The sequence below is a fragment of the Pseudomonas vancouverensis genome (genome assembly GCF_004348895.1).
Lineage (GTDB): Bacteria > Pseudomonadota > Gammaproteobacteria > Pseudomonadales > Pseudomonadaceae > Aquipseudomonas > Aquipseudomonas vancouverensis.
The window spans coordinates 147,588-169,783 of the sequence record NZ_RRZK01000008.1; the positions used below are offsets into that span (position 1 = coordinate 147,588).

Consider the following 22,196-nt stretch of genomic DNA (forward strand, 5'->3'; position numbering starts at 1 on the left):
GAGTCCTCCGCAGAGTTCAGCCGCGAGCGGCGTTGGCGATAGGCAGTGAGTAATAAGTACGAAACCAGGCAACGAAGCGTCCAAGCCCTTCATCCAGTTCAATACGCGGCTGAAACCCTGTTGCGTGGGCCAGGTCACTGGCATCGGCGCAGGTATTGAGCACGTCGCCCGGTTGCAGGGGCAGCAGCTCGACCCGGGCTTTGCGGCCCAGGTGTTTCTCCAGCAATGCCAGGTAGTCCTTGAGCTCCACCGGGTGCTGGCCGCCGATGTTGTACAGGCGCCAGGGCGCCATGCTGGTGGCCGGGTCCGGTTGCTGGCGGTCCCAATCGACATCGGCTTGCGGCGGCCGATCGATCAGTCGCGCGATGCTTTCGATGATGTCGTCGATGTAGGTGAAATCGCGTTGGTGTTCGCCGTAATTGAACAGCTTCAGCGGCGAGCCTTCGGCAATCGCCCGGGCGAACTGGATCGGCGACATGTCCGGCCGACCCCAGGGGCCGTACACGGTGAAAAAGCGCAGGCCGCTGCAAGGTATGCCGAACAGGTAGCTGTAGCTGTGCGCCATCAACTCGTTGGACTTCTTGGTCGCGGCGTACAGCGACAAAGGGTGGTCGACGTTGTGCTGCACCGAGTAGGGGGTGTGGTGGTTGGCGCCATACACCGAGCTCGACGAGGCGTAGATCAGGTGCTTGACCGGGTGATTGCGGCAACCTTCGAGGATATTGAGGAACCCGCTCAGGTTACTGTCGACATAGGCCCGCGGATTCTCCAGGGAATAGCGCACCCCGGCCTGGGCACCGAGATGGATCACCACTTCGGGTTTCTCCCGGGCAAAGAGGGCCGCTATGGCCTCGACATCGGCCAGGTCAATCGTTGAGAGCTGGAAATCGCCAACCTGCTCCTGCACCCAGCGCACACGGTCGTGCTTGAGTTGCGGGTCGTAGTAATCGTTGAAGTTATCCAGGCCGAACACTTCGTGCCCATCACGCAACAGGCGTAATACGCAATGGGCTCCGATAAAACCGGCCGCACCGGTGACGAGTATCTTCATGGGTGCAGGGCCTCGGGCACGATGTGGCGTAAGCCGATGCCGCTGTAGTGCAGGCCCGCCGCTGCGACGTGTTCGGGGTTGTACAGGTTGCGGCCGTCGACGATGACCCGTGCGCGCAGCTTGCTCGCCAACAGGTCGAGATCGACCACGCGGAAATTCTTCCACTCGGTGCAGATCACCAGGGCATCGACATCTTCGAGGGTGTCGTCGCGGGTGGCGCACAGGTGCAGGTCATCACGGTAGCCGTAGAGGCGCCGGCATTCGGACATGGCTTCGGGGTCATAGGCGTGCACGCGTGCACCTTCGGCCCACAGCGCTTCCATCAGGTAACGGCTGGGGGCTTCGCGCATGTCGTCGGTGTTGGGTTTGAACGCCAGGCCCCACACGGCGATGGATTTGCCGGCCAGGCCGCCGGGGAACTGCGCCTTGAGTTTGCTGAACAGGATGTGCCGCTGGGTGTCGTTGACGTCGGTCACGCTGCGCAGCAAGCGCAGGGGCATGCCGCTTTGCTCGGCGGTGTGCAACAGGGCACGCAGGTCCTTGGGGAAACACGAGCCACCAAAGCCGCAACCGGGGTAGATGAAGTGATAGCCGATGCGCGGGTCCGAGCCGATGCCCTTGCGCACCGCTTCGATGTCGGCACCGAGCAGTTCGGTGAGGTTGGCCAGCTCGTTCATGAAGCTGATGCGCGTGGCGAGCATCGCGTTGGCCGCGTACTTGGTCAGTTCAGCGCTGCGGTTGTCCATGAACATCAGTTTTTCGTGATTGCGGCAGAAGGGCGCGTAGAGATCGCTCAACTGCTCGCGCGCCTCGTCGTCATCGGTACCGACGATGATGCGGTCCGGGCGCATGCAGTCGGCCAATGCGCTGCCTTCCTTGAGGAATTCCGGGTTGGACACCACCCGTACTTTCAGCGCCTCTTTGCCGCGACGCTGCAGTTCCTGCAGGGCCGTGGCATTGACCTTGTCCGCGGTCCCGACCGGTACGGTGGACTTGATGATCAGGGTGCGGTCGGCCTCCATGTAGCGGGCAATCTGCTGCGCCACATTCAGCACGTGGCTGAGGTCGGCTGAACCGTCTTCATCGGCGGGCGTACCGACGGCGATGAAGATCAGCTCCGCGTGCTCGACTGCATCACTGGCCTGGGTGGTGAACAGCAAACGCCCGGCCTTGATATTCTCTTCCAGAGTGCCCGACAGGCCAGGTTCACTGATCGGTGGAACTGCTTGTTGTAATTGCCTGATCTTATTGGGATCAATGTCGACACATAAGACGCGATGTCCAACATCGGCCAGTGCCGCTGCTTGTATCAGGCCAACATAGCCCGTACCAAATACGCTCACGTCCATATTGGCGTGCCTCGTAAGACGGTGGAGAGGTAAGAAATAAGACTGTCAAAAGGGGTATAGCCCAGCTGTGGCAAACCGTGTCAGCAAAATGACATGTTAAGTGGGTAAGACACCCCCAAAACTGGGGGGCCATTTGCCATCAAAGGCACGCCACTATTGGGCTCACCGTGATTTTGAAAGGGCTGCAGAGAATTTAAAGAAATCGATAGACGGTCGTAAGCCATAAAAATCAAGGGCTGTAGCTGCTTGAGTGTGTCGGAAATGAGTCAACTTTTTTTTGACGCTTTGTCAAAAAAACGGACATTTCTTGCGCTTTGATGGCGCAGTGCTAGTGTCAAAAAATGGCCGACAATCTATTGGCCCGTGCCCTTGAATGAACAGTGCGAAGATAATGACTCGATACATTAAAGAACTGTTGTTAGTTATTTATGTACTTACCAATTACGACTATTACTTTGAGCGCCTCAATGCAATTGGGATTGGTTTTCCATTAGTGTTATTTGGCGGGATGTTTATTGTCCTGACGGTGGCATTGTTTCTGACCGCTTACATTCGCCAGACCCTGCTGCGACATCTTTTTGCCCTGGCGATGTTTGTCTCGGCGGTGTTCTTCGACGTGTATTCGCGGGTCACGGCGGACTACCTGACCTACAGCAGCTTCGTCTCGCTGGTGTATTCCGGTGGTTTCATCCAAGAGGCCGTGTATCAGTACCGTGACGCAATCATCCACGGGCTGCTGCTCGGCTTGCTGCTGCTGTTCGGCATCGCGCTCAAGCCCCGTCGCCGGGTGCCGCTGCCGGGGGCGCTACTGGTGATGGCCCCGATCATGGGGGTCATGCTGCTCAGCGCGGTGCTGTTCGTGCGCGCGGGCGAGGGGGCCCGAGGCCTGCCGGTCATGTACACACCGCTGGCGTATTTGAACCTGTTCGCCTATGAGTCCCTGCACAACACCGTCGGTCCGCGCGAGCCGGTCAAGCTGGCGCGCATCGACCAGCCGCTCAACCACGACATCGTACTGATCATCGACGAGAGCATTTCCGGCAATTACCTGGACATCAACGCGCCGTTCGGCGTGCACAGCAACCTCAAGGAAGTGCACCCGGGGGTGGACATCTTCAACTACGGCTACGCGGCGTCCATCGCCAATTGCAGTGCTGACACCAACGTCACCTTGCGCTACGGCGGTACTCGCGCCGACTACATGCGCATCAACAGCACTTTGCCGTCGATCTGGCAGTACGCGAAAAAAGCCGGCTTGCACACGGTCTACATCGACGCCCAGCGCACCGGCGGCAACCTGCAGAACCTGATGACCGATACCGAGAAAAAGGACATCGACCAGTTCGTGCAGTTCGACCAGACCAGCGTGCGTGACCGCGACATGGCCGCGGCGGCCAAGCTGATCGAACTGCTCAACGATGACACCCCGCAACTGGTGGTGATCAACAAGGTCGGTGCGCATTTCCCGGTGCACGACAAATACCCCGATGCCTTCATGGCCTACCGGCCGACACTGCCCCGTGGCCAGTTCACCGAAGTGGCCGATACCGGCAAGCGTGATGGCTTCAATGGTCAGCCCGATGATTGGGTGCTGTACCGCAACGCCTACAAGAACACGCTGTTGTGGAACGTCGGCGAGTTCTTCTCGCGGGTTTTTGCCCAGGGCAGGCTCGACAACGCCTTGCTGATCTACACCTCCGACCATGGCCAGGACCTGCATGAACGCGGCAACCCGGGGCTCAATACCCATTGCGGCGGCGACCCGGTGGAGGAGGAAGGGCTGGTGCCGCTGGTGGTGATCCAGGGCAGCAACCTGAAGATCCTCGACTGGCAGGCACAACTGCCAACCAACAAGAATCGCTCCAGCCACTACAACATCTTCCCGACGCTGTTGCAGTTGATGGGGTATGACCTGGCCGCAATTGAAGCAGTTTATGGCAAGCCGTTGAGTGTGCCGACGACGGACGACTTCACCTTCAACTATCGCTTCAACGCGCGGCTGGGGGCCAAGCCCGAGTGGAAGCACATCGATCTGAACAGCATCGTGACGCCGGAGCAGTCGGCGACCAGTGTGGCGGCGGGGCAGTGAGGTTTTGATGTGCCTGCGCCGGCCCCATCACGAGCAAGCTCGCTCCCACAATGGATCGGCAGTGTCCACACGACCCCTGTGGGAGCGAGCTTGCTCGCGATGGGGTCAGTAGTTTCAACCCATCCGTGAAGGCCGCTAATGGCGCCCTCGATACACCCCCGGCGCACACTCCAGCCAGCGCAAACACGCGCGTTCTAGCGGTGATCAGGCAGGTCGGCAGATCTCGAGGATGAGGAGCCGGCCGGGTGGCCAACGCCAACGGACAAAACCTGTTCAAGGCCGCTATCCTTGGCCGACGTAAAGCGAACGGGATGTTCCATGCTTGAAGTCCGAGGCGTTTACAAAAGCTACGCCACACCGCAAGGACCGCTGCCGGTGTTGCAAGGCGTCGACCTGACATTGCAACCCGGCAGCAGCCTGGCGTTGACGGGTGAGTCCGGCAGCGGCAAAAGCACGCTGCTGCACTTGATTGCCGGGCTGGACAAGGTTGATCGTGGCAGCATCCACAGTGGCGAACACCACCTGGAGCAGATGAGCGAAGCGCAATTGGCGAACTGGCGGCGCAGCGAAATCGGCCTGGTGTTCCAGCAGTTCAACCTGATCGGCAGCCTGCGGGTCGAGGACAACCTGGCGCTTCAGGCGCGGCTGGCGGGGCGTCATGATCCGCGCTGGCAGGCGCATCTGGTACGGCGCCTGGGCTTGGGCGAGCTGCTCGGGCGTTATCCCGAGCAACTTTCCGGCGGTCAACAACAGCGGGTGGCCTTGGGCCGGGCGCTGGCCTCACAGCCCACATTGCTGCTCGCGGACGAACCCACCGGCAGCCTCGATGAAACCACCGGCGCCGAAGTGCTCAAGCTGTTGCTGGAGCTGGTCGATGACAGCGGCACGACCCTGTTGATGGTCACCCACAGCCCCAACGTCGCGGCGCGACTGACCCGGCAGGTGACGCTCCACAGTGGCCGACTGCTGCCGACGCCAGGGCACTGACATGCGCATTTTTCGCGAAACCCTGCGCGCGCTGCTCAGCCACTGGCGTCGGCATCCGGTGCAGTTTTTCAGCGTGCTCACCGGATTGTGGCTGGCCACCAGCCTGCTCACCGGGGTGCAGGCGCTGAACAGTCAGGCCCGCGACAGTTATGCCCGCGCCAGCCAGTTGATTGGCGGCGAGCCCCAGGCCAGTCTCAGTGCCCTCGGTGGCGGGACGTTCCCGCAGCAGTGGTTCGTCGATTTGCGCCTGGCCGGGTGGCCGGTGTCGCCGGTGCTGCAAGGTCGGGTCACGCTCAAGGGCCATGAAGATCAGCGCCTGCAGTTGCTCGGCATTGAACCGGTGTCGCTGCCGGCCGGTGCGGCGCTGGCCGGGCAGTCGATGGCCATCGAACAGGTGGTCGGGTTCTTCAGCCCGCCGGGCAGCACCTGGGTGTCAGCGCAGACCTTGCAGGCATTGGGCATGCAGGCCGGTGAGCGTCCGCTGGCGCTGAACGATCAGGCCTTGCCACCGTTGCGGGTGCAAGCCGGCATGGCCCCGGGCGTGCTGCTGGTGGACATCGGTTTCGCCCAGCAGATCCTCGGGACGCCGGAGCAACTGTCGCGGCTGTTGTTGCCGAAGAATTTCCACGCTGAGTTGCCGGAGCGGTTCGAGGGCAGCCTGCAGTTCAAGACCAGCGATGAAGAAAACAACCTCTCGCGTCTCACCGAGAGTTTTCATCTGAACCTTGATGCATTGGGCGTGCTGTCCTTCGTGGTCGGGCTGTTTATCGTTCACGCGGCCATCGGCCTGGCACTGGAGCAACGCCGAAGCCTGCTGCGCACCTTGCGTGCCTGCGGTGTCAGTGCACGGATGCTGATCAGTTGCCTTGCTGTCGAGCTTGGCGTCCTGGCCTTGCTCGGCGGTGTGGCCGGGGTGGTCAGCGGTTACTGGCTGGCCAGTGTGCTGTTGCCGGATGTCGCCGCCAGCCTGCGCGGGCTGTACGGCGCTGAAGTGGCGGGGCAGTTGAGCCTGAGCCCGCTGTGGTGGTTCAGCGGCATCGGCCTGAGCCTGTTGGGCGCCTTGCTCGCCGGCTTCAACAGTCTGCTGCGGGCCGCACGCTTGCCCTTGCTGGCCTTGGCTGACCCGCAAGCCTGGCATCAAGCCCATGCGCGCTGGTTGCGTCGCCAGGGTTGGGCGGCGCTGCTGGCCGGAATCATTGCCGGGTTGGCGTTGATCTTTGGCGACAGCCTGGCCAGTGGTTTCGTGTTGATGGCAGCGTTGCTGATCGGCGCGGCGCTGGCCTTGCCGGTGGCGCTGGGCACGCTGCTCAACATCGCCTTGCAACGCAGCAAGTCGGTACTCGGTCAATGGTTTCTCGCCGATTGTCGCCAGCAACTGCCGGCGTTGAGCCTGGCATTGATGGCGTTGCTGTTGGCCATGGCAGCGAACATCGGCGCCGGCAGCATGACCGCCGGCTTTCGCCAGACTTTCAGCAACTGGCTTGAACAGCGGCTGACCGCCGAGCTGTACATCACTCCACAAAACCCGGCCCAGGCTCGCGAGCTGTACACCTGGCTTAAACAGCAACCACAACCGGGCGCGGTGTTGCCCAGCTGGCAGGTCACGATCCAGTTGCAGGGTTGGCCGACGGATGTATTCGGCGTGATCGATCACCCGACCTATCGCCAGCATTGGCCGTTGCTGGAAGCGCTCGGCGACAACCCTTGGGAGCGACTGGCCAAGGACGATGCCTTGATGCTCAGCGAGCAACTGGCACGACGCCTGAAGGTCCGCCTCGGTGATCGCCTGACGCTGCCCACGCCCAGTGGGACATGGTCGCCACGAGTGGTCGGTATCTACGCCGATTACGGCAATCCCAAAGGGCATATCCTGGTCAACAGCAATCACCTGCTGCGGGTCTGGCCACAACTGACGCCGAACCGATTCAACCTGCGCATCGAGCCGCCGCTGATCCCGGCGTTCGTCAGTGCGTTGCAGGCGCGTTTCGCCCTCGATGACAGTCGCATCGTCGATCAGGCGCGGCTCAAGGGCTGGTCGAGCCAGGTGTTCGAACGCACCTTCGCCGCCACCGCCGCGCTCAACAGCCTGACCCTGTGCGTGGCCGGCATCGCCCTGTTCATCAGCCTGTTGACCCAGAGCCAGAGCCGCCTCGGGCAACTGGCGCCGCTGTGGGCGCTGGGGGTGACCCGGCGCCAACTGATGCTGCTCAACCTCGGGCAGACCTGGCTGCTGGCGCTCTTGACCCTGATCCTGGCGCTGCCGCTCGGTATCGCCCTGGCCTGGTGCCTGGATGCGGTGATCAATGTGCAGGCGTTTGGCTGGCGTTTGCCGTTGCAAGTCTTTCCGTTGCAATTGGCACAGTTGCTGGGGCTGGCGGTGCTGGCAACCTTGCTCGCCTCGGCATGGCCACTGTACAGCCTGTACCGCGCACAACCGGCGGACCTGCTGAGGACCTTTGCCCATGGGGATTAGGGCCGGCGTGTTAGTGCTGCTGATGCTGCTCGGCGGCTGCGATGCGCAGTCACCGCCGGAGCAGGGCTTCGCCGGGCTCGGCACCCAGGCGGCCGAGTTCACCAAGGTGGTGCCCGGTCGAGTGTTCAGCTTCCCGGCGGACCATGGCGCGCATGACGGTTTTCGCATCGAATGGTGGTATGTCACGGCCAATCTCAAGGATGCGCAAGGCAATGACTACGGCGTGCAATGGACCTTGTTCCGCAGTGCCTTGAACGCTTTGCCACAGTCGCCGGGGTGGAACAATCAAACCCTCTGGCTCGGTCACGCTGCGCTGACCTCGGCGTCCGTGCATTATGCCGCCGAGCGCTATGCCCGCGGCGGGGTCGGTCAGGCGGGCGTCGATTCCGCGCCCTTCAAGGCCTGGATCGACGACTGGCACTTCAGCAGCCAGGCATCCGCCGCCGACCCATTGGCCGATATGCAACTCAGCGCTGGCGACCAACACTTCAGCTACCAGTTACGGCTGACCTCGACAGGCCCGCTGGTGCTTCAGGGTGAGCAAGGCTTCAGCCAGAAGTCCGAACAAGGCCAGGCGTCGTACTACTACAGCCAGCCGTTCTTCCAGGCCAGCGGCACGCTGATCATCGACGGCAAGGCCGTTCAGGTCAGCGGTCCGGCGTGGCTCGACCGGGAATGGAGCAGCCAGCCCCTGACCGCCAATCAAAGCGGTTGGGACTGGTTTTCCTTGCACCTGGACAGCGGCGAGCAAGTGATGCTCTACCGCATGCGACAACGGCAGGGCGAGCCCTACCTCACCGGCACCTGGATCGATGCGCAAGGCCGGACGCAGGTGCTGCACGGCAGCGACTTCAGCCTCACGCCGCAAGACACCAGCCGTGTGGCGGGCCGCCGAATGCCGGTGCGCTGGGCCATCAAGATCCCCGGCAAACACCTCGATATCACCCTCGAGGCGGTCAATGCCAAGGCCTGGATGGATCTGCGCATTCCCTACTGGGAAGGGCCGGTGCGCCTGAGCGGCAGCCAGGCGGGGCAGGGGTATCTGGAGATGACCGGGTACTGAATTCGCCCCAGTCGATCCAGTGGCAATCCACCGCAGCAGAAACTGCGATCAGTCGCCGATCAACGTCTATGCTCATCGCACACACGGCGTTGAATGTCGTTTCGATGCCGTTTGCCGTCATCCATCACAGGGAAAGTTCTGCCTATGAAACGCCATGCACTGACCAAAGCCATCGCTCTCGCCACCGTGCTGTCCGCCACCAGTCTGGGCGCCATTGCTGCCGACATCCCGTTGTCTGCCGTCGTGGTTGCCGATCAGGTCACCACCACCGTCGTTTCAGTCGATACCGACAACCGCCTGGTGACCCTCAAAGGCCCGCAGGGCAATGAGTTTCCTGTCCAGCTGACCGAAAAGGCGAAGAATCTCGACAAACTGAAGGTCGGTGACAAGGTTGACGTCAAGGTCACCAGCGCCGTCGCCGTTTACCTCGACACCGACGTCGACTCCGGCCTGCCGGGCACCGTCGAGAAAGCCGGTGAGGTGCGTGCTGCGCCGGGCAGCGATAATCCGGCCGGTGAAGCCTATCGTCAGGTAAAAGTGCAGCTGAAAATCACCCATATCGATCTGAAAAAACACCAGGTGACCTTCGAAAACCCTCAAGGCAAATCGAAAACTGTCGACGTCAAGAAGCCTGAGGTACAAGCCAAGCTCAAGGACCTGAAAGTCGGGCAAAGTGTCTTCGTGACCTATACCGATGTCCTCCAGGTGACCAGTCGGCACTAAAGTTGTATAGGTTTTAGCCAAGTTTGATTATTCTTGTGCAAGTCTTGTACAAGAATAATCAACTTTTCAAACTTGCTGGTGAGTTGAGATATTAATCTCGATAATATTACAAATGACATTTTGTTAAATATTATGTCTATAAATTTCACTTTAATTATTCGGACAACTTCCGTTGCTTCCACTAAGATGCTTGGGGTTCGCCCAGTGCAGGCTCTTTACCAGTGCACGGATTGCCGAGGCCAAGGTGCTGGGCGAACGCTCCTTGTCTGTGCAGTATTGAAGTCTTGAAATGAAAAGTTTTGAAATAAAACAAGGCGACCTTCGGGTCGCCTTGTTTTTTTGTATTGCCTGCCTTGTCGGCGGGTTTGAAGAGCGGCGAGGTTTGTTGTTTAAAACCTTGATCAACTCTTAATCATTGAAACCGTGTTAATAGTTCGGTGCAGACCGGCATGTGCCAGAGTGCACCCTTCATACTTCAATCAAAGCCCAAGTTCGGCAAAGCACTGCTCGAGCGATCGCCGCTGACTCTCGGCGTACAGCTGCAACTCATCGATGGTGGAACGGCCCAGGGCTTGCTCGAACGCTTGCTGATTGGAATGCACCCCGTAGTGGGTTTGCGCCGCATCCCCGAGGTTTGACTGAAAGATCCCCGCTGCGCTGACGGGCAGAAAGTCCTCGTACACCAACGGCTCCATGCGCAGATAGCCCGCGCTGAGCAACGCCTCCACGGACGAGCCTTCTGGCTTTGCGGCGGCCACAGCCTTTTCCGTGACGAAGTAGCGAAAGAACGCCAGTTCCTGTTCACGCATGCCTTCCCAGGTATCGGGGAACGCTTTGAAATGCAGGGTCATCAGTTCGTTGTAACGCGCCGCGTTGCCCTCATTGGGGAAATCACCGAGCTCGTCCCGTGCCGCATTGAGCAATTGATCGTAGAGCGCGCGGCCCTTGGGGGTCAGGGCGGCGCCGCGCTGTTCGATTTCGCCGAAACGGGCACTGTGGCTGCCGCGGGGGTCGGCCTGATCGGTGAAGGCAATCGGTTCGTCCAGCGCCTTGAAACTGGTCTGGCGCAGCAGGATCGGGCACTGGCGACGTGGCGGCCCCTCGATGACCGCCTTGGGCGTGATGCCATGGGCCGGCATTTGTGCCTGCACGATGTCGATGTCCAGGGTGCGCGGGGTTAGGTGATTGATGTGCGGGCCCTTGAAGGCCACCACGTCGGCGATCAGCCGATGCTGGGCGCTGAGCTGTTGATACTGTGCGGCGGTGACCGTGGCGCTGTGGTGCCAACGGAAGGTTTCCAGGGCCTGTTCGACGAACTCATCGGCTTCCTGCTCAGTCAGTCCGCCCTGGGCCTCCGCACGTTCGATAAGCGCCAACGCAGACGCTGTGAAGATGGTACGTTGCTCGAGCACCGACTGGGCGAAGGCGCGCAACTCCGGGTTTTCGATCAACTCAAGGCGCAACAGGGAAGTGAACACCCGGAACGGGCTGACCTGTAAAGCGGTTTCGTGTACCGCGCGAAAGGCCGTGGAGTGTACCGGCACACCGGCCGGTGTCAGGTCGTAATAACCCACCGGCTGCATGCCCATCACTGCAAACAGGCGGGCGAGGGTGGCCAGTTCCTCAGCGGTGCCGACGCGGATGGCGCCGTGGCGCTCGAGGTCCAGGCGTTCGATTTCACCGGTGCTGCGCAGTTGCCGGGCAATCTGCGGATCGCTGTCGAGCACCTGGCGGTTGGTCTGCTCCACCAGTTCCATCAGGGTGCCGTACAGCGGCACTTCCTCGCGATACATGTCGGACATCGCCCTGGAGAAGCGTTGGCGGATCAGGTCGGGGCTGATGAAGGTCGGCTGGTTCATGAACGGGGTTCCTGGCGCGGTGACGTGAAGGATGCAGAAAAGATCGCAGCCTTCAGCGCCGCCGACAAACGAAGTTTCTGACGAACTTCATTCTTCCAGGGACTGCTTCGTCAATGCAGTCGTTGATCCTGTGGGCTTTCAGAACGCAGTGATGCCAAAAACTCCCGATACAGTCGTGCCGAACCGGACGGCGCCTCGACCATGGGCATGTGACCGATGGCGTCCCAGATGTACACGCGCAGGTCGGTGATGCCCTTGCTCCACACCGCCACGGCGCTGACATCGATCAAGCGGTCCTTGCGTCCCCACAGCAACAACGCGGGGGCGTTGATATCCGGCAGGTGTGGCTCCATCGGCGGGCTGGCGCGGAAATCCTGGAAGATTTCTTCCAGCTCTTCCCGCGACTGCTCGTAGCGCTGGGCAACGGCGTCGAGCACGATCTTCGGTACCCAGGGCGGCACGGCCATGGTCATGGCGTAAAAGCGGCGGAACTCTTCGCGTGAGTGAATCAGGAAAGGGTTGTGGCCCCTGGCGAGGTGCCGCTCGAGGTCGCTGGGTTCGGGGGAGGTAACGCCTGCCGGGTCGAACAGGGCCACCGAGACGATGCGCTCGGGGTAATTGGCTGCGAGCCATGCCGCCAGGTAACCGCCCATCGAGTTGCCGATCACATGGACCTTTTCCACGCCGCAGACATCCAGCAACTGGATCAGGCGCTTGGCCTGAAGCGGGATGTCATAACCACCACCGGCCTTGAAGCCGGTTTCGCCATGACCGGCGATGTCCGGAATGATCACCCGGTGACTGCCGACGAAATGCCGGGCAAAGCGCAGCCAGATGTTCTTGTCGGCGCTGAAGCCGTGGAGCATCAGCACATTGCTGGTGGCTTCGTACGGTCCACCTTGCCAGGTCGATACGGTCATTTCAGGGATGGGCACGACAATCTTGTGCAGCCGATACAGCTTGGCTTCAGTCGCCATGCTCAAGTCATACAGCCAATAGCCGATGGCCGGGTAGGTCAGCCAGCTCCAGGCCAGGAAAACTGCAACAACGACGACCAGTAACAGCATCTCGCATCTCCCTCTACAGCTCAGGACAACATGTGATCGGCGGGTTTGAGTGCCCGGGTCAAACGGTGAAAGCTGAAACTGAACCCGGGGAACATGGCAATCACATGACCGCTCTTGCTTTGATACCAGCTGTGGCAGCCACCGGATTTCCAGACGGTGCGTTCCATTTCCCGGTGGATCATTTCAGTGTAGGTACGTTCTGCCTCGGGGCGAACTTCGATGCTGCGCAGGCCGCGGCTTTTCAAGGTGCGAATGCAGTCAATGATGTAGTTCATCTGTGATTCGATGATGAACAGCGCCGAGGTGTGTCCGATGCCGGTGTTCGGGCCGGTGACGATGAACAGGTTGGGAAAGCCAGGCAGGGCAGTGCCCAGATAGGCGCGCGGATAGTGTTCCCAGACATCCTTGAGGCGAACCCCGTTCTTGCCGCTGACCGGGTAGGAAATCACCCCGTCGGTCGCGTCGTAGCCGGTCGACCAGACAATCAGATCCAGATCGATGTGCTGGCCGTCCCGGGTGACGATGCCGGTCTCATCGATGGCGGCGATGCCTTGTTCGCGACTGTGCAGGGTCACGTTGGAGCGACCCAGGGCCGGGTAAAGCGTGCTGGAAAGAATGACCCGCTTGCAGCCGATGGTGTAGTCCGGCGTCAGCTTGCGTCGCAGTTCCGGGTCCGGGACTTGCCGCTTGAGAAAGCGCAGGGCCTGTTGCTGGACCATGTGCACGGCGGGCCTTGAATACTTGAAGGCAATCACCCGGGTTTCGAACTGCCAGTAGATCATCCAGCGCAGCAGTTTGTACGCGGGTTTGAGCCCCAGCAGCCATTGCTGGAATTTGCCGAATGTACGGTCTGCCCGGGGCAGCACCCAATGGGGCGTGCGCTGGAACACATGCAGGTGCTCGACATCCGCGGCAATCGCCGGAATCACCTGGGCCGCGCTGGCGCCGCTGCCAATGATGGCCACGCGTTTGTGCCGGTAGTCGTAGCTGTGGTCCCAGTGGTTGGTGTGAAATGACTTGCCCTGAAAACGCTCGCGACCTTCGAAATTCGGGATCACTGGCTGGCTCAACGGCCCGGTGGCGTTGATCAGGAACCGTGCGCGAAACTCGCCCTTGCCGGCGGTGTAAACCGTCCAGCATTTCTCGCTGTCGTCCCATTCGACGCGCTCGACGTTCGCGTTCAACTCGACCTTGTCGCGCAGGCCGAAGTCCTCCACCACATGGCGGGTGTAGCGATGCAGTTCAGCCTGTGCGGCGAACATCTGCGTCCAGCGCCAGGGCGCGAATGACAGCGAGTACAGCGGCGAAGGCACGTCGACGGCGGCACCGGGGTAGGTGTTCTGGCACCAGGTGCCACCGAAGAAGTCCCGGCGTTCCAGCAGGCGAAAATCGTCGATGCCGGCCTTGAGCAAATTGATTGCTGCACACTGGCCACCAAAGCCGCTGCCGATGATCAACACTTGAAAGGTCTGCATGGGCCTCCGCTTCTGGTCATTGCCCACCTTCATGTATAGCCGTTTCTACGTCGCAGGCTTTCGCTTTTGCGCGTCGGGAATGACGGGATATTCAGCCTGCCAGCCGGTGATGGCTATTTAACCTCGCCCTGATAGACTCCAGCAGGCAGGTATACCGGTGTGATCGAGTCCGTCCAGTGGCACAGAGGCCCTATGGAAAAAACCGGAGGAAAGGGACTTTCATTGGCCAGGAGGCTTTACTCATCGCGCATTCTGGGGGTCACCCTGGGATTGGTGTGCGTCAGTGCGGCGATGTTCCCCCTCGACCCGGCACCCTGGGTCTGGTGCCTGATGCTGTTCAATGGCCTGTTCTGGCCGCATCTGGCGTATCAGTGGGCACGACGCTCGCGGGCACCTTATCACGCCGAACATCGCAATTTGCTGGTGGATGCCTTTCTCGGCGGCTTCTGGATCGCCGCCATGCAGTTCAATCCGCTGCCCAGCGCGACCACCATCTCGATGATGGCGATGAACAACGTGGCCATCGGCGGTTTGCGTTTTCTCCTGGCCGGAACGGCGGCGCAGATTCTGGGTGTTGGCGTCGGCTTGCAGATATTCGCCCCGGTATTCATTCCCGCCACCAGTCCCTTGCAGCTCTACGCCTGCCTGCCTTTGCTGTGCTTCTACCCGCTGGTGCTGGGCTGGATCTGTTTCCGCCAGGCGCACACCCTGGGGCGGCAGAAACGCGAACTGCTGGCTCTGAGCCGTACCGACAGCCTCACGGGCCTGCTCAACCATGGCACCTGGAAGGACCAGCTGGAAGTCGAATTTCAACGCTGCAAACGTCAGCAGAAGGGCGGCGCGATTGCGCTGATCGACATCGATCATTTCAAGGCCATCAACGATACCTACGGCCACGTGGCCGGGGACATCGTGCTGCGCCAGTTGGGCAAGATGCTCAAGCAGCACCTGCGGGCCACCGATGTCGCCGGTCGCTACGGTGGCGACGAGTTTTGCGTGATCCTGCCGGACTTGCCACTGAACCGTGCGGCGGCGGTGATGGAAGCCTTGCGTGATCGCTTTGCGACCCTGTGCTACGAGCACAACCCGACGCTGAAGGTCGGCCTGAGTATCGGCCTGGCGGCGTTCGACCCCGGGCATGCCGACGCAACCCTGTGGCTCGACGATGCCGACCATGCCTTGTACGAAGCCAAGACCAGCGGACGCAATCGGGTGATCTGCAGCAGCGACGACAAGGCGCCGCGGGCGTTGGTGGATTCGGCATAAATCCTTCTGGCAACGAACCCTTATGGCGAGCGAGCTTGCTCGCGCTGGGCTTGGAAGCAGCCCCCAGCCTCTCAATGCACCCAGAGACGGTTGCTGCGCCACCGAACGGGACGGTGCGGCGAGCCGACAAACGCCCTCGTCACAAAGGCAGTTCGCATCACTCTTTCACACTCATGAACTCCCTGGCCCAACGGATGTACTCCTCCGGCTGGGTGTAGGTGTGGGTCAGTTCGGTGGCGCTCAGGTCCGAGGCCTGGGTGAAGATCTGCCGTTGTTCGCGCAAGCAGTCATAGGTGGCCTTGATCGCGGCGAAGTAGGCGCCGTGGCCGTCGATGGTGACGCGCACGCCCAGGTCTGCCAGGCGTTGGTCGTCGCGCAGCGCCGGGTTGCCGTAGGTGACCAGCATCAGCGGCACGCTCAGGTGCTCGGCGATCTGTTCCAGGTGTTCGAAGTCCTTGATGCCGACCATGCAGATCCCGTCTGCGCCGGCCGCCTGATACTGCTTGGTGCGGTTGATGATTTCCTGCACCGGCAGGATGCCGGCGTGGGTGCGGGCGATGATCGCCATTTCCGAGTCACAGCGGGCTTCCAGCGCCGCGCGGATCTTGCCGACGCCTTCGGCGACCGTGATCAGGTCGGTGGATTTACGCCCGAACTGCGCCGGCAGCAAGGTGTCTTCGATGGTCAGGGCGGCAATGCCGGCGCGCTCGAGCTCGACGATGGTGCGCATCACGTTGAGGGCGTTGCCGTAGCCATGGTCGGCGTCGGCGATCACCGGTAACTGCGCGACACGGCCGATGCGGGTGGCCTGTTCGGCGAACTCGCTGAGGGTGATCAGGGCAAAGTCAGGGGCACCCAACACTTGCAGGGACGCGACCGAGCCACCGAGGATGCCGACTTCAAAACCCAGATCAGCGGCAATGCGCGCCGACATCGGATCGAAGACCGAGGCGGTGTGATAGCAGGTTTTGGAAGCAAACAGCTGGCGAAAATTGCGGCGCAAATCTTGATGGGAAAGCCTGGACATATGAGTTCCACCAATGGAATGGAAGGGCTTGAGCAAAAGTGTCAACGCCGAAGAAACGAAAGGCTATCACGCGGACGTGGGGAAAATGATGACGAATTTGCCCTCGGGCGACGATTGATAGCGAGCCCGAAGCGGGCTGAATTTGTGTAGTCGGTTTGAGTGTCGACTACAGAAAACGCTTCACGCCGCTGCAACCTGTCGTCGCTGATTGAGCAGCGGCACGGCGCGCACCGAGTCGCCCGGTTGCAGTTGCAGGCGCTTGGCGGTCAGGCGGTCAACGACCAGGCAGTTGCCGGAGCGAAATGCCGGTGCGCTGGTGATGCGGCAGTTTTCCATACGGCGATTGTGGATCAGCCAGACCGCCGCCCGTTCGTCCGGGGTGCCGACCGCCAGCACCAGGCATTGGCTGTCACGCACAGTGCGGATGCCCGTAACGGGCGCTTCGATCACTGGACCGGCGTCGAAGATATCAATGTAGCCTTTGTGGGCAAAACCCTCGGCGGTGAGGATGTTCAGCGCCGGTTCGATGCTCGGGTGGGCTTTGCCGATCACCGCCTGGGCCTGTTCGGTGAGCAGGCAGGTGTAGAGTGGTTGGCGGGGCATGAGTTCGGCGATGAAGGCCTTGTTGCCCAGGCCCGACAGATGATCGGCATGGCTGAAGTCCATCTTGAAGAAGTGCCGGCCGAGGCTGTCCCAGAAGGGTGAGCAACCTTCGTCGTCGGTGGTGCCGCGCAGTTCGGCGATCAGCTTGTCGCCGAACAGGTGCGCAAACTCGGCCACGAACAGCAAACGCCCCAGCGACAGCAGCCTGCCGTGGTTTTCACCGCGTTGATCGGCGCGTAGATACAGCGAGCAGACTTCCGATTGCCCGGTCATTTCATTGTTCAGGAACAGGGTCGGCAGATGACGCTGGATACCCAGGCCCGGCGACGCGTTGACGGTCAAGCCGAGCCGATAGTTGTACCACGGCTCGCGCAGTCCAACCCCTCCGGTCAGGGCGCTGACGCCCACCACTTGCTGCTCGTCATCCTCGAGCACGAACAGGTAGGCGGCATCGGCGCGGTCGACCTGCCCGGCAAAGGCACGTTGCCCCCAGCGAATGCGGTGGGCCAGTTGTTCTTCACTGTCGGGCAGGCCGCTGCCGCCACGCCCGGCGTGATGCGACAGGGCGAGCAGGGTGCCGAGGTCGGTGGGTTGTGCCGGGCGGACAATCATGTGGCTTGTCCTGTTTCGCGATTGCGCGCGCGAAGCGGGCTCACAGGGCGATCAGCCGGATCGGGCTGCCTTCGACGACCTGCAACGCCCGGCACATGTCGGCATCCAGCGCCAGCGGTTGCCCCGGCCTGAAGTCGAGATCGGCGACGATGGCGCGATAGCCCTGCAACGCTTCGTTGCTCAGCAGGTAGCGGCCACGGGCATCGAGGGAGGCGGTTGGTTGTGCCACTGCAAGGTGACTGTGGACGATCGAACGGATAGCCGTGGTACGCGCATACAGGGTCGGGCCACCGTCGAAAATATCCACGTAGCTGTTGGTCTCGAACCCTTCCCGGGCAAGGATATCGAAGGCTTCCTGGCCATCGGGGTGAATCCTGCCGATGCAGTCCTGTGCCGCCTGGGGCAGCATGGGCACGTAGATCGGGTATTGCGGCATCAGCTCGGCGAGAAACCTGCGGCTCTGTAGCCCGCACAGGCGTTCGGCTTCGGCGTAGGGCAGGTCGAAAAAGTGTTTGCCGACTGCGTCCCAGAAGGGCGAGTGGCCTTCGTCGCTGCTGTAGCCGACGATTTCGGTGATCACTGCCGGCGAAAAACGTCGGCCATGGGCGGCGATGAACAACAGGCGTGCCCGGGAAAGCAATTCCGAATACGCGGTGCGCACCAGCGTCGGGTCGATGTGGAAACCGCGTAGCAAGGTGTGTCCATTCAGGTCATGGCACAGCGACAGCGCTGCGACACCGTGTTCGATGTTCAGCTCACGCGAAGCACTGGTGAAATGCCGGTTGCGCAAGCTGTAGAAGGGTTCGTTGAACCCGGCAGTGGCGAGGATCTCCGAACAGCCGAGCAGTTGCCGTGTCTCCAGGTCTTGCAGGACGAAGACGTAGCTTTCCGGCCCCGGTTCCTGCACCAGCTTTTCCAGAGACGCACAGGCATCGGCGATTTTCTGTTGCAGGCATTCGCGATCGTCGGGCAGCGAGGTGACGCCCACCAGGCTTTCGCGGGCCAGGCGCTGCAACTGAGGCAGGTCATCGGGCTCGACCGAACGCAAGACCAGCATGGAGACACTCCTGTATCAAAAGGATTCGGTCAGACCGAACCTGACTATCACTGTCGGTTTTTTTCACACATCAAATCGACGGTCATCTGAGTGGTCGTCAGCTACCGTTGTTGTTCTTGTCAAATGCGTCTTGGTTGTTGCCGGATTAAACGCGGTTCGCGGCATTTGGCTAAACGCGGCGTGTTGAGGTCAGGGCGTGCGATGGAATTTTCGAGAGGGGGCATCCGGGCTCCTGCTGGATGAGGTGGGTGCGTTTCATAGTCCATTGAAAACAGTATTTAATTATCCCGTGGTGCCTGTCTAGTTAATTTTTGACGGGTCAAGGCGTGCGCGAAAATGGGGCGAAACGTCTGTCAGATGCGGCTGCAAGAAGGCCGAATTGCCTTGTAGGCCAACACCCATAACCTATGTCGGAAATTTCCGAATTGTCAGTCATAAACACGTCTGACGTTGTTTTTAAACGCGCAGTCTTACAACCCTGGACCACCTTTCTTGCAGCACATTTGCACAAGGGCCGATAACATGGCGTCGTTTTCTTTTTATCGACTGAGCAACCCTTTCGTGCAGGCAACCCATTTAACCTTGATCTGCCACGCCAGAACCGCCGCGCAAAAGCTTGCGCGCTTTGCCCTGGACGAGCCGCTGGAATTGGACTGGCAATCGGCCAGGCTTTCGCGGCGCGGGCAATTGAAGGGCGCAGCCCAGCTGTTGTGCGGTCCGGAATTGCGCACCCGGCAAACGGCCGCGCTGTTTGGCAGCGACCCGCAAGTTGTTGAAGCGCTGCGTGATTGCGACTTCGGACGCTGGGCGGGTGTGCGCATCAAGGATCTGCAGAAGGCGGAGTCCGAGGCGCTGCAGGGGTGGACGGTGGACCCGGACAGTGCGCCGCACGGAGGAGAATCCCTGACACAGCTAGAGGCACGGGTGGCCGCTTGGCTGACGTCATTGCAGTCGACACCCGGCCACATTGTGGCCATCACTCATCCCTTTATCATTCGCGCTGCGCTGGCTCATGTGCTGCAGGGCGTTTTGTCCAACCTGATCGACGTCGAACCGCTGTCGGCTGTTGAGCTGCGGTTCCATGGTCGCTGGCGGCTGCGCCTGCCGGGCATCGACCCCGAGGAAACACTTTAATGAAAAAGCTACTGGTCATCGGCATCGGCGCCGGCAATCCCGACTACATCACCCTGCAAGCCGTGAAGGCGTTGAATCAGGTCGACGTATTCTTTTTGATGGACAAGGGCGAGAGCAAAAACAAACTGATCGATTTGCGCCGTGAAATCTGTGAGCGCTACATCACCGAACCGGATTATCGATTTGTCGAAGCGCACTGCCCGGAGCGCGAGCGCGGCGACGTGGACTACAAGGCCAGTGTCGATGATCTGAACTTCGCCAAGCAGCAGACCTACGAGCGGATGATCCTTGAGGAAATGGCCGACGGTGAGTGCGGTGGTTTTCTGGTCTGGGGTGACCCGGCACTGTACGACAGCACCATCCGCATCCTGCAGGCGATTCAGGCGTCTGGTGCTTGCACCTTCGAGTTCGATGTCATCCCCGGCATCACCAGCGTCCAGGCGCTGACGGCGCAGCACAAGGTGCCGCTCAATCAGATCGGCCGCTCGGTGGAAATCACCACCGGCCGCAGGTTGGCGGCGGGGCAGGTGAGCGATGCCGACAGCGTGGTGGTGATGCTCGACGCCCATGATTCCTATCATCACGTCGCTGACCAGGAGACATACATCTACTGGGGCGCGTACCTGGGCACGCCGGATGAAATCCTCATCAGTGGCCAGCTCAAGGAGGTCGCGGACGAAATCGAACGGGTGCGCAAGGCGGCCCGGCTGGCCAATGGCTGGATCATGGACACCTATCTGTTGCGCAAATCCTGAGGGTGTCGCTCCCCCAACGTCCGCGCAGTAGCCTCTGTGGGAGCGAACTGCTCGCGATGGCGACCGGTAAACTACCTCAGGAAATCGCTTTACCCTCGCGCCCAAAACGTTCGCGATACACCGACGGCGGTACGCCGACCACACTGCGAAAGGCCACGCGAAAGCTTTCCACCGAGCGATAGCCGCAGCACAGGGCGATCTGCTCGGTGTTGTGGCGGCTGCTTTCCAACAATTCCCGGGCGCGTCCGAGGCGTTCGTGTTGCAACCAGGTTTTCGGTGACTGACCGCTGGCTTCGCTAAAGCGACGCAGGAAGGTGCGCTCGCTCATCGCCGCTTCGCTGGCCAGATCGCGGACTTCCAGTGGCTCATGCAAACGCTCGCGGGCCCACTGCATGACGCGGGACAGATCGCTTCGCGGCGTCGGGCTGACCGGTGTTGGAATGAATTGCGCCTGACCGCCGGTACGCTGCGGCGCCATCACCAGGCGTCGAGCCACCGCATTGGCCACCTGTGTGCCGAAATCCCGGGCCACCAGATGCAGACAGGCATCGATACCGGCGGCGCTGCCGGCGGAGGTAATCAGTTGGCCCGAGTCGACGTAGAGCACATCGGGGTCCACCTGAATGAGTGGAAAGCGTTCGGCCAGCTCGGCCGCGTAACGCCAGTGGGTCGTGGCGCCATGCCCATCAAGTAATCCGGTGGCTGCCAGCACGAACACTCCGGAACAAATCGACAGCAGCCGTGCGCCCCGGGCGTGGGCATGGCGCAAGGCCTCGATCAAGGGGTCGGGCACCGCGGCGTTGCGGTCGCGCCAGCCGGGAATGATGATGGTCCGCGCCTGGGCCAGCAGGTCGAGATTGCCATCGGCCAGCACCTGAATGCCGCCCATGGCGCGCATCGGGCCTTGATCAACGGCGACGATTCGATGCTCGTACCACTGAAAATCGAACTCCGGCCGCGCCAGGCCGAAGATTTCCACGGCGATGCCGAATTCGAAAGTGCAGAGGCCGTCGTAGGCAAGAATGGCGACCAGTCCTGGGGCGGTGTTCATTTGGCGGAAAGTTCCCGGTGAGTGTCCTGTGCGCCACTGTAGCGGCATGTGTGTGTCGGATAAAGTCCTCTCACACCCACACAGATCAAGGAGCTCGCCCCATGACCAGCCTGGTTCGGGAAATTCCCGCGGCACCGTCCGCCATTGCCCTGATGCATTTCAGCAATCGTCTGACTTTCGAAACCGATTGTTCCGACGTCTTCAGCAGCCAACAGGCGGGTCCCATCGATTTCATTCTGGTGGATGTGCGGGGACCCTTGGCCTTCGAGCGTGGGCACGTGCCGGGGGCGATCAATATCCCGGGACGGTTGCTCAGCGCCGAGACCCTGGCGGGCTACGGGAAAAACAGCCTGTTCGTGGTTTATTGCGCCGGCCCACACTGCAACGGCGCTAACAAGGCAGCGGTGAAGCTGGCGGCGCTCGGTTACCCGGTCAAGGAGATGATCGGTGGGGTGACCGGCTGGCTGGATGAGGGTTTTGTGCTGAATGTGCCGGTGCAACGGCCGGCCAGTGCGGTGATTGGCTGCGAGTGCTGAGAGGACCGAAAGCATCGCC

18 protein-coding genes are annotated in these 22,196 nt (G+C 61.1%); 9 read left to right on the forward strand and 9 right to left on the reverse strand.

Annotated elements, in window-relative coordinates:
• Nucleotides 1–16: 16 nt before the first annotated feature.
• On the reverse strand, nucleotides 17–1,051 hold the full coding sequence (locus tag EIY72_RS08405) for an NAD-dependent epimerase (protein WP_093218706.1): 1,035 nt from the start codon (nucleotides 1,049–1,051) through the stop codon (nucleotides 17–19).
• The gene (locus EIY72_RS08410) at nucleotides 1,048–2,400 is read right to left on the reverse strand and encodes a UDP-glucose dehydrogenase family protein (protein WP_093218709.1); all 1,353 of its coding nucleotides are present in this window, start codon (nucleotides 2,398–2,400) and stop codon (nucleotides 1,048–1,050) included. The genes EIY72_RS08405 and EIY72_RS08410 overlap by 4 nt, the downstream gene beginning before the upstream one ends.
• 391 nt (nucleotides 2,401–2,791) lie before the next feature.
• Between EIY72_RS08410 and EIY72_RS08415 the strand changes: the two genes are divergently transcribed.
• The 5 genes from EIY72_RS08415 (at nucleotide 2,792) to EIY72_RS08435 (ending at nucleotide 9,735) form a co-directional block, all read left to right on the forward strand.
• Nucleotides 2,792–4,489, forward strand: a complete 1,698-nt coding sequence (locus tag EIY72_RS08415; protein ID WP_093218711.1) for a sulfatase-like hydrolase/transferase — start codon at nucleotides 2,792–2,794, stop codon at nucleotides 4,487–4,489.
• A 318-nt stretch (nucleotides 4,490–4,807) separates the two neighbouring features.
• Nucleotides 4,808–5,476 (forward strand): ABC transporter ATP-binding protein, encoded by a 669-nt coding sequence (locus EIY72_RS08420; RefSeq protein ID WP_093218714.1) that lies wholly within the window; start codon nucleotides 4,808–4,810, stop codon nucleotides 5,474–5,476.
• Between the two features lies 1 nt (nucleotide 5,477).
• The gene (locus tag EIY72_RS08425) at nucleotides 5,478–7,949 is read left to right on the forward strand and encodes an ABC transporter permease (RefSeq protein WP_093218717.1); all 2,472 of its coding nucleotides are present in this window, start codon (nucleotides 5,478–5,480) and stop codon (nucleotides 7,947–7,949) included.
• Nucleotides 7,939–9,012: a lipocalin-like domain-containing protein gene (locus EIY72_RS08430; RefSeq protein WP_093218724.1), complete on the forward strand. Its 1,074-nt coding sequence runs from the start codon at nucleotides 7,939–7,941 to the stop codon at nucleotides 9,010–9,012. The genes EIY72_RS08425 and EIY72_RS08430 overlap by 11 nt, the downstream gene beginning before the upstream one ends.
• A gap of 144 nt (nucleotides 9,013–9,156) precedes the next feature.
• Nucleotides 9,157–9,735, forward strand: coding sequence for a hypothetical protein (locus EIY72_RS08435; protein ID WP_093218728.1), 579 nt, complete (start codon nucleotides 9,157–9,159; stop codon nucleotides 9,733–9,735).
• Nucleotides 9,736–10,214: 479 nt separating this feature from the next.
• Here EIY72_RS08435 and hglS read toward each other — a convergent pair whose 3' ends face one another.
• From hglS to EIY72_RS08450, 3 genes are all read right to left on the reverse strand, one after another.
• On the reverse strand, nucleotides 10,215–11,594 hold the full coding sequence (hglS, locus tag EIY72_RS08440) for a 2-oxoadipate dioxygenase/decarboxylase HglS (protein ID WP_093218730.1): 1,380 nt from the start codon (nucleotides 11,592–11,594) through the stop codon (nucleotides 10,215–10,217).
• 110 nt (nucleotides 11,595–11,704) lie between these two features.
• A complete protein-coding gene (locus EIY72_RS08445) occupies nucleotides 11,705–12,661 on the reverse strand; it encodes an alpha/beta fold hydrolase (protein ID WP_093218732.1) in 957 nt (318 codons plus the stop codon).
• A 20-nt stretch (nucleotides 12,662–12,681) separates the two neighbouring features.
• Nucleotides 12,682–14,136: a flavin-containing monooxygenase gene (locus EIY72_RS08450; RefSeq protein ID WP_093218735.1), complete on the reverse strand. Its 1,455-nt coding sequence runs from the start codon at nucleotides 14,134–14,136 to the stop codon at nucleotides 12,682–12,684.
• A 192-nt stretch (nucleotides 14,137–14,328) separates the two neighbouring features.
• Here EIY72_RS08450 and EIY72_RS08455 point away from each other — a divergent pair, with 192 nt between their 5' ends.
• On the forward strand, nucleotides 14,329–15,402 hold the full coding sequence (locus EIY72_RS08455) for a diguanylate cyclase (protein WP_093218738.1): 1,074 nt from the start codon (nucleotides 14,329–14,331) through the stop codon (nucleotides 15,400–15,402).
• Between the two features lie 157 nt (nucleotides 15,403–15,559).
• Here the strand turns inward: EIY72_RS08455 and EIY72_RS08460 are convergent, their stop codons facing one another.
• The 3 genes from EIY72_RS08460 to EIY72_RS08470 form a co-directional block, all read right to left on the reverse strand.
• Nucleotides 15,560–16,429 (reverse strand): isocitrate lyase/PEP mutase family protein, encoded by an 870-nt coding sequence (locus EIY72_RS08460; RefSeq protein ID WP_093218740.1) that lies wholly within the window; start codon nucleotides 16,427–16,429, stop codon nucleotides 15,560–15,562.
• A 180-nt stretch (nucleotides 16,430–16,609) separates the two neighbouring features.
• Nucleotides 16,610–17,644 carry an arginine N-succinyltransferase gene (gene astA, locus EIY72_RS08465; protein ID WP_093218743.1) on the reverse strand — a complete coding sequence of 345 codons (1,035 nt, stop codon included), beginning with the start codon at nucleotides 17,642–17,644 and terminating at the stop codon, nucleotides 16,610–16,612.
• A gap of 40 nt (nucleotides 17,645–17,684) precedes the next feature.
• Nucleotides 17,685–18,701, reverse strand: a complete 1,017-nt coding sequence (locus tag EIY72_RS08470; RefSeq protein ID WP_093218746.1) for an arginine N-succinyltransferase — start codon at nucleotides 18,699–18,701, stop codon at nucleotides 17,685–17,687.
• Between the two features lie 561 nt (nucleotides 18,702–19,262).
• On the opposite strand from EIY72_RS08470, the gene EIY72_RS08475 reads away from it, so the two are divergent.
• Together EIY72_RS08475 and cobF are read left to right on the forward strand one after the other, a co-directional pair.
• Entirely contained in the window at nucleotides 19,263–19,835 is a 573-nt protein-coding gene (locus EIY72_RS08475) for a histidine phosphatase family protein (RefSeq protein ID WP_093230430.1), read from the forward strand.
• The gene (cobF, locus tag EIY72_RS08480; protein ID WP_093218749.1) at nucleotides 19,835–20,590 is read left to right on the forward strand and encodes a precorrin-6A synthase (deacetylating); all 756 of its coding nucleotides are present in this window, start codon (nucleotides 19,835–19,837) and stop codon (nucleotides 20,588–20,590) included. The genes EIY72_RS08475 and cobF overlap by 1 nt, the downstream gene beginning before the upstream one ends.
• 76 nt (nucleotides 20,591–20,666) lie before the next feature.
• On the opposite strand, the gene ftrA is transcribed toward cobF, so the two are convergent.
• Nucleotides 20,667–21,641, reverse strand: a complete 975-nt coding sequence (ftrA, locus tag EIY72_RS08485; RefSeq protein ID WP_093218752.1) for a transcriptional regulator FtrA — start codon at nucleotides 21,639–21,641, stop codon at nucleotides 20,667–20,669.
• Between the two features lie 101 nt (nucleotides 21,642–21,742).
• On the opposite strand from ftrA, the gene EIY72_RS08490 reads away from it, so the two are divergent.
• Complete coding sequence (locus tag EIY72_RS08490; protein WP_093218755.1) at nucleotides 21,743–22,177, forward strand: rhodanese-like domain-containing protein; 435 nt, start codon at nucleotides 21,743–21,745, stop codon at nucleotides 22,175–22,177.
• Nucleotides 22,178–22,196: the final 19 nt, after the last annotated feature.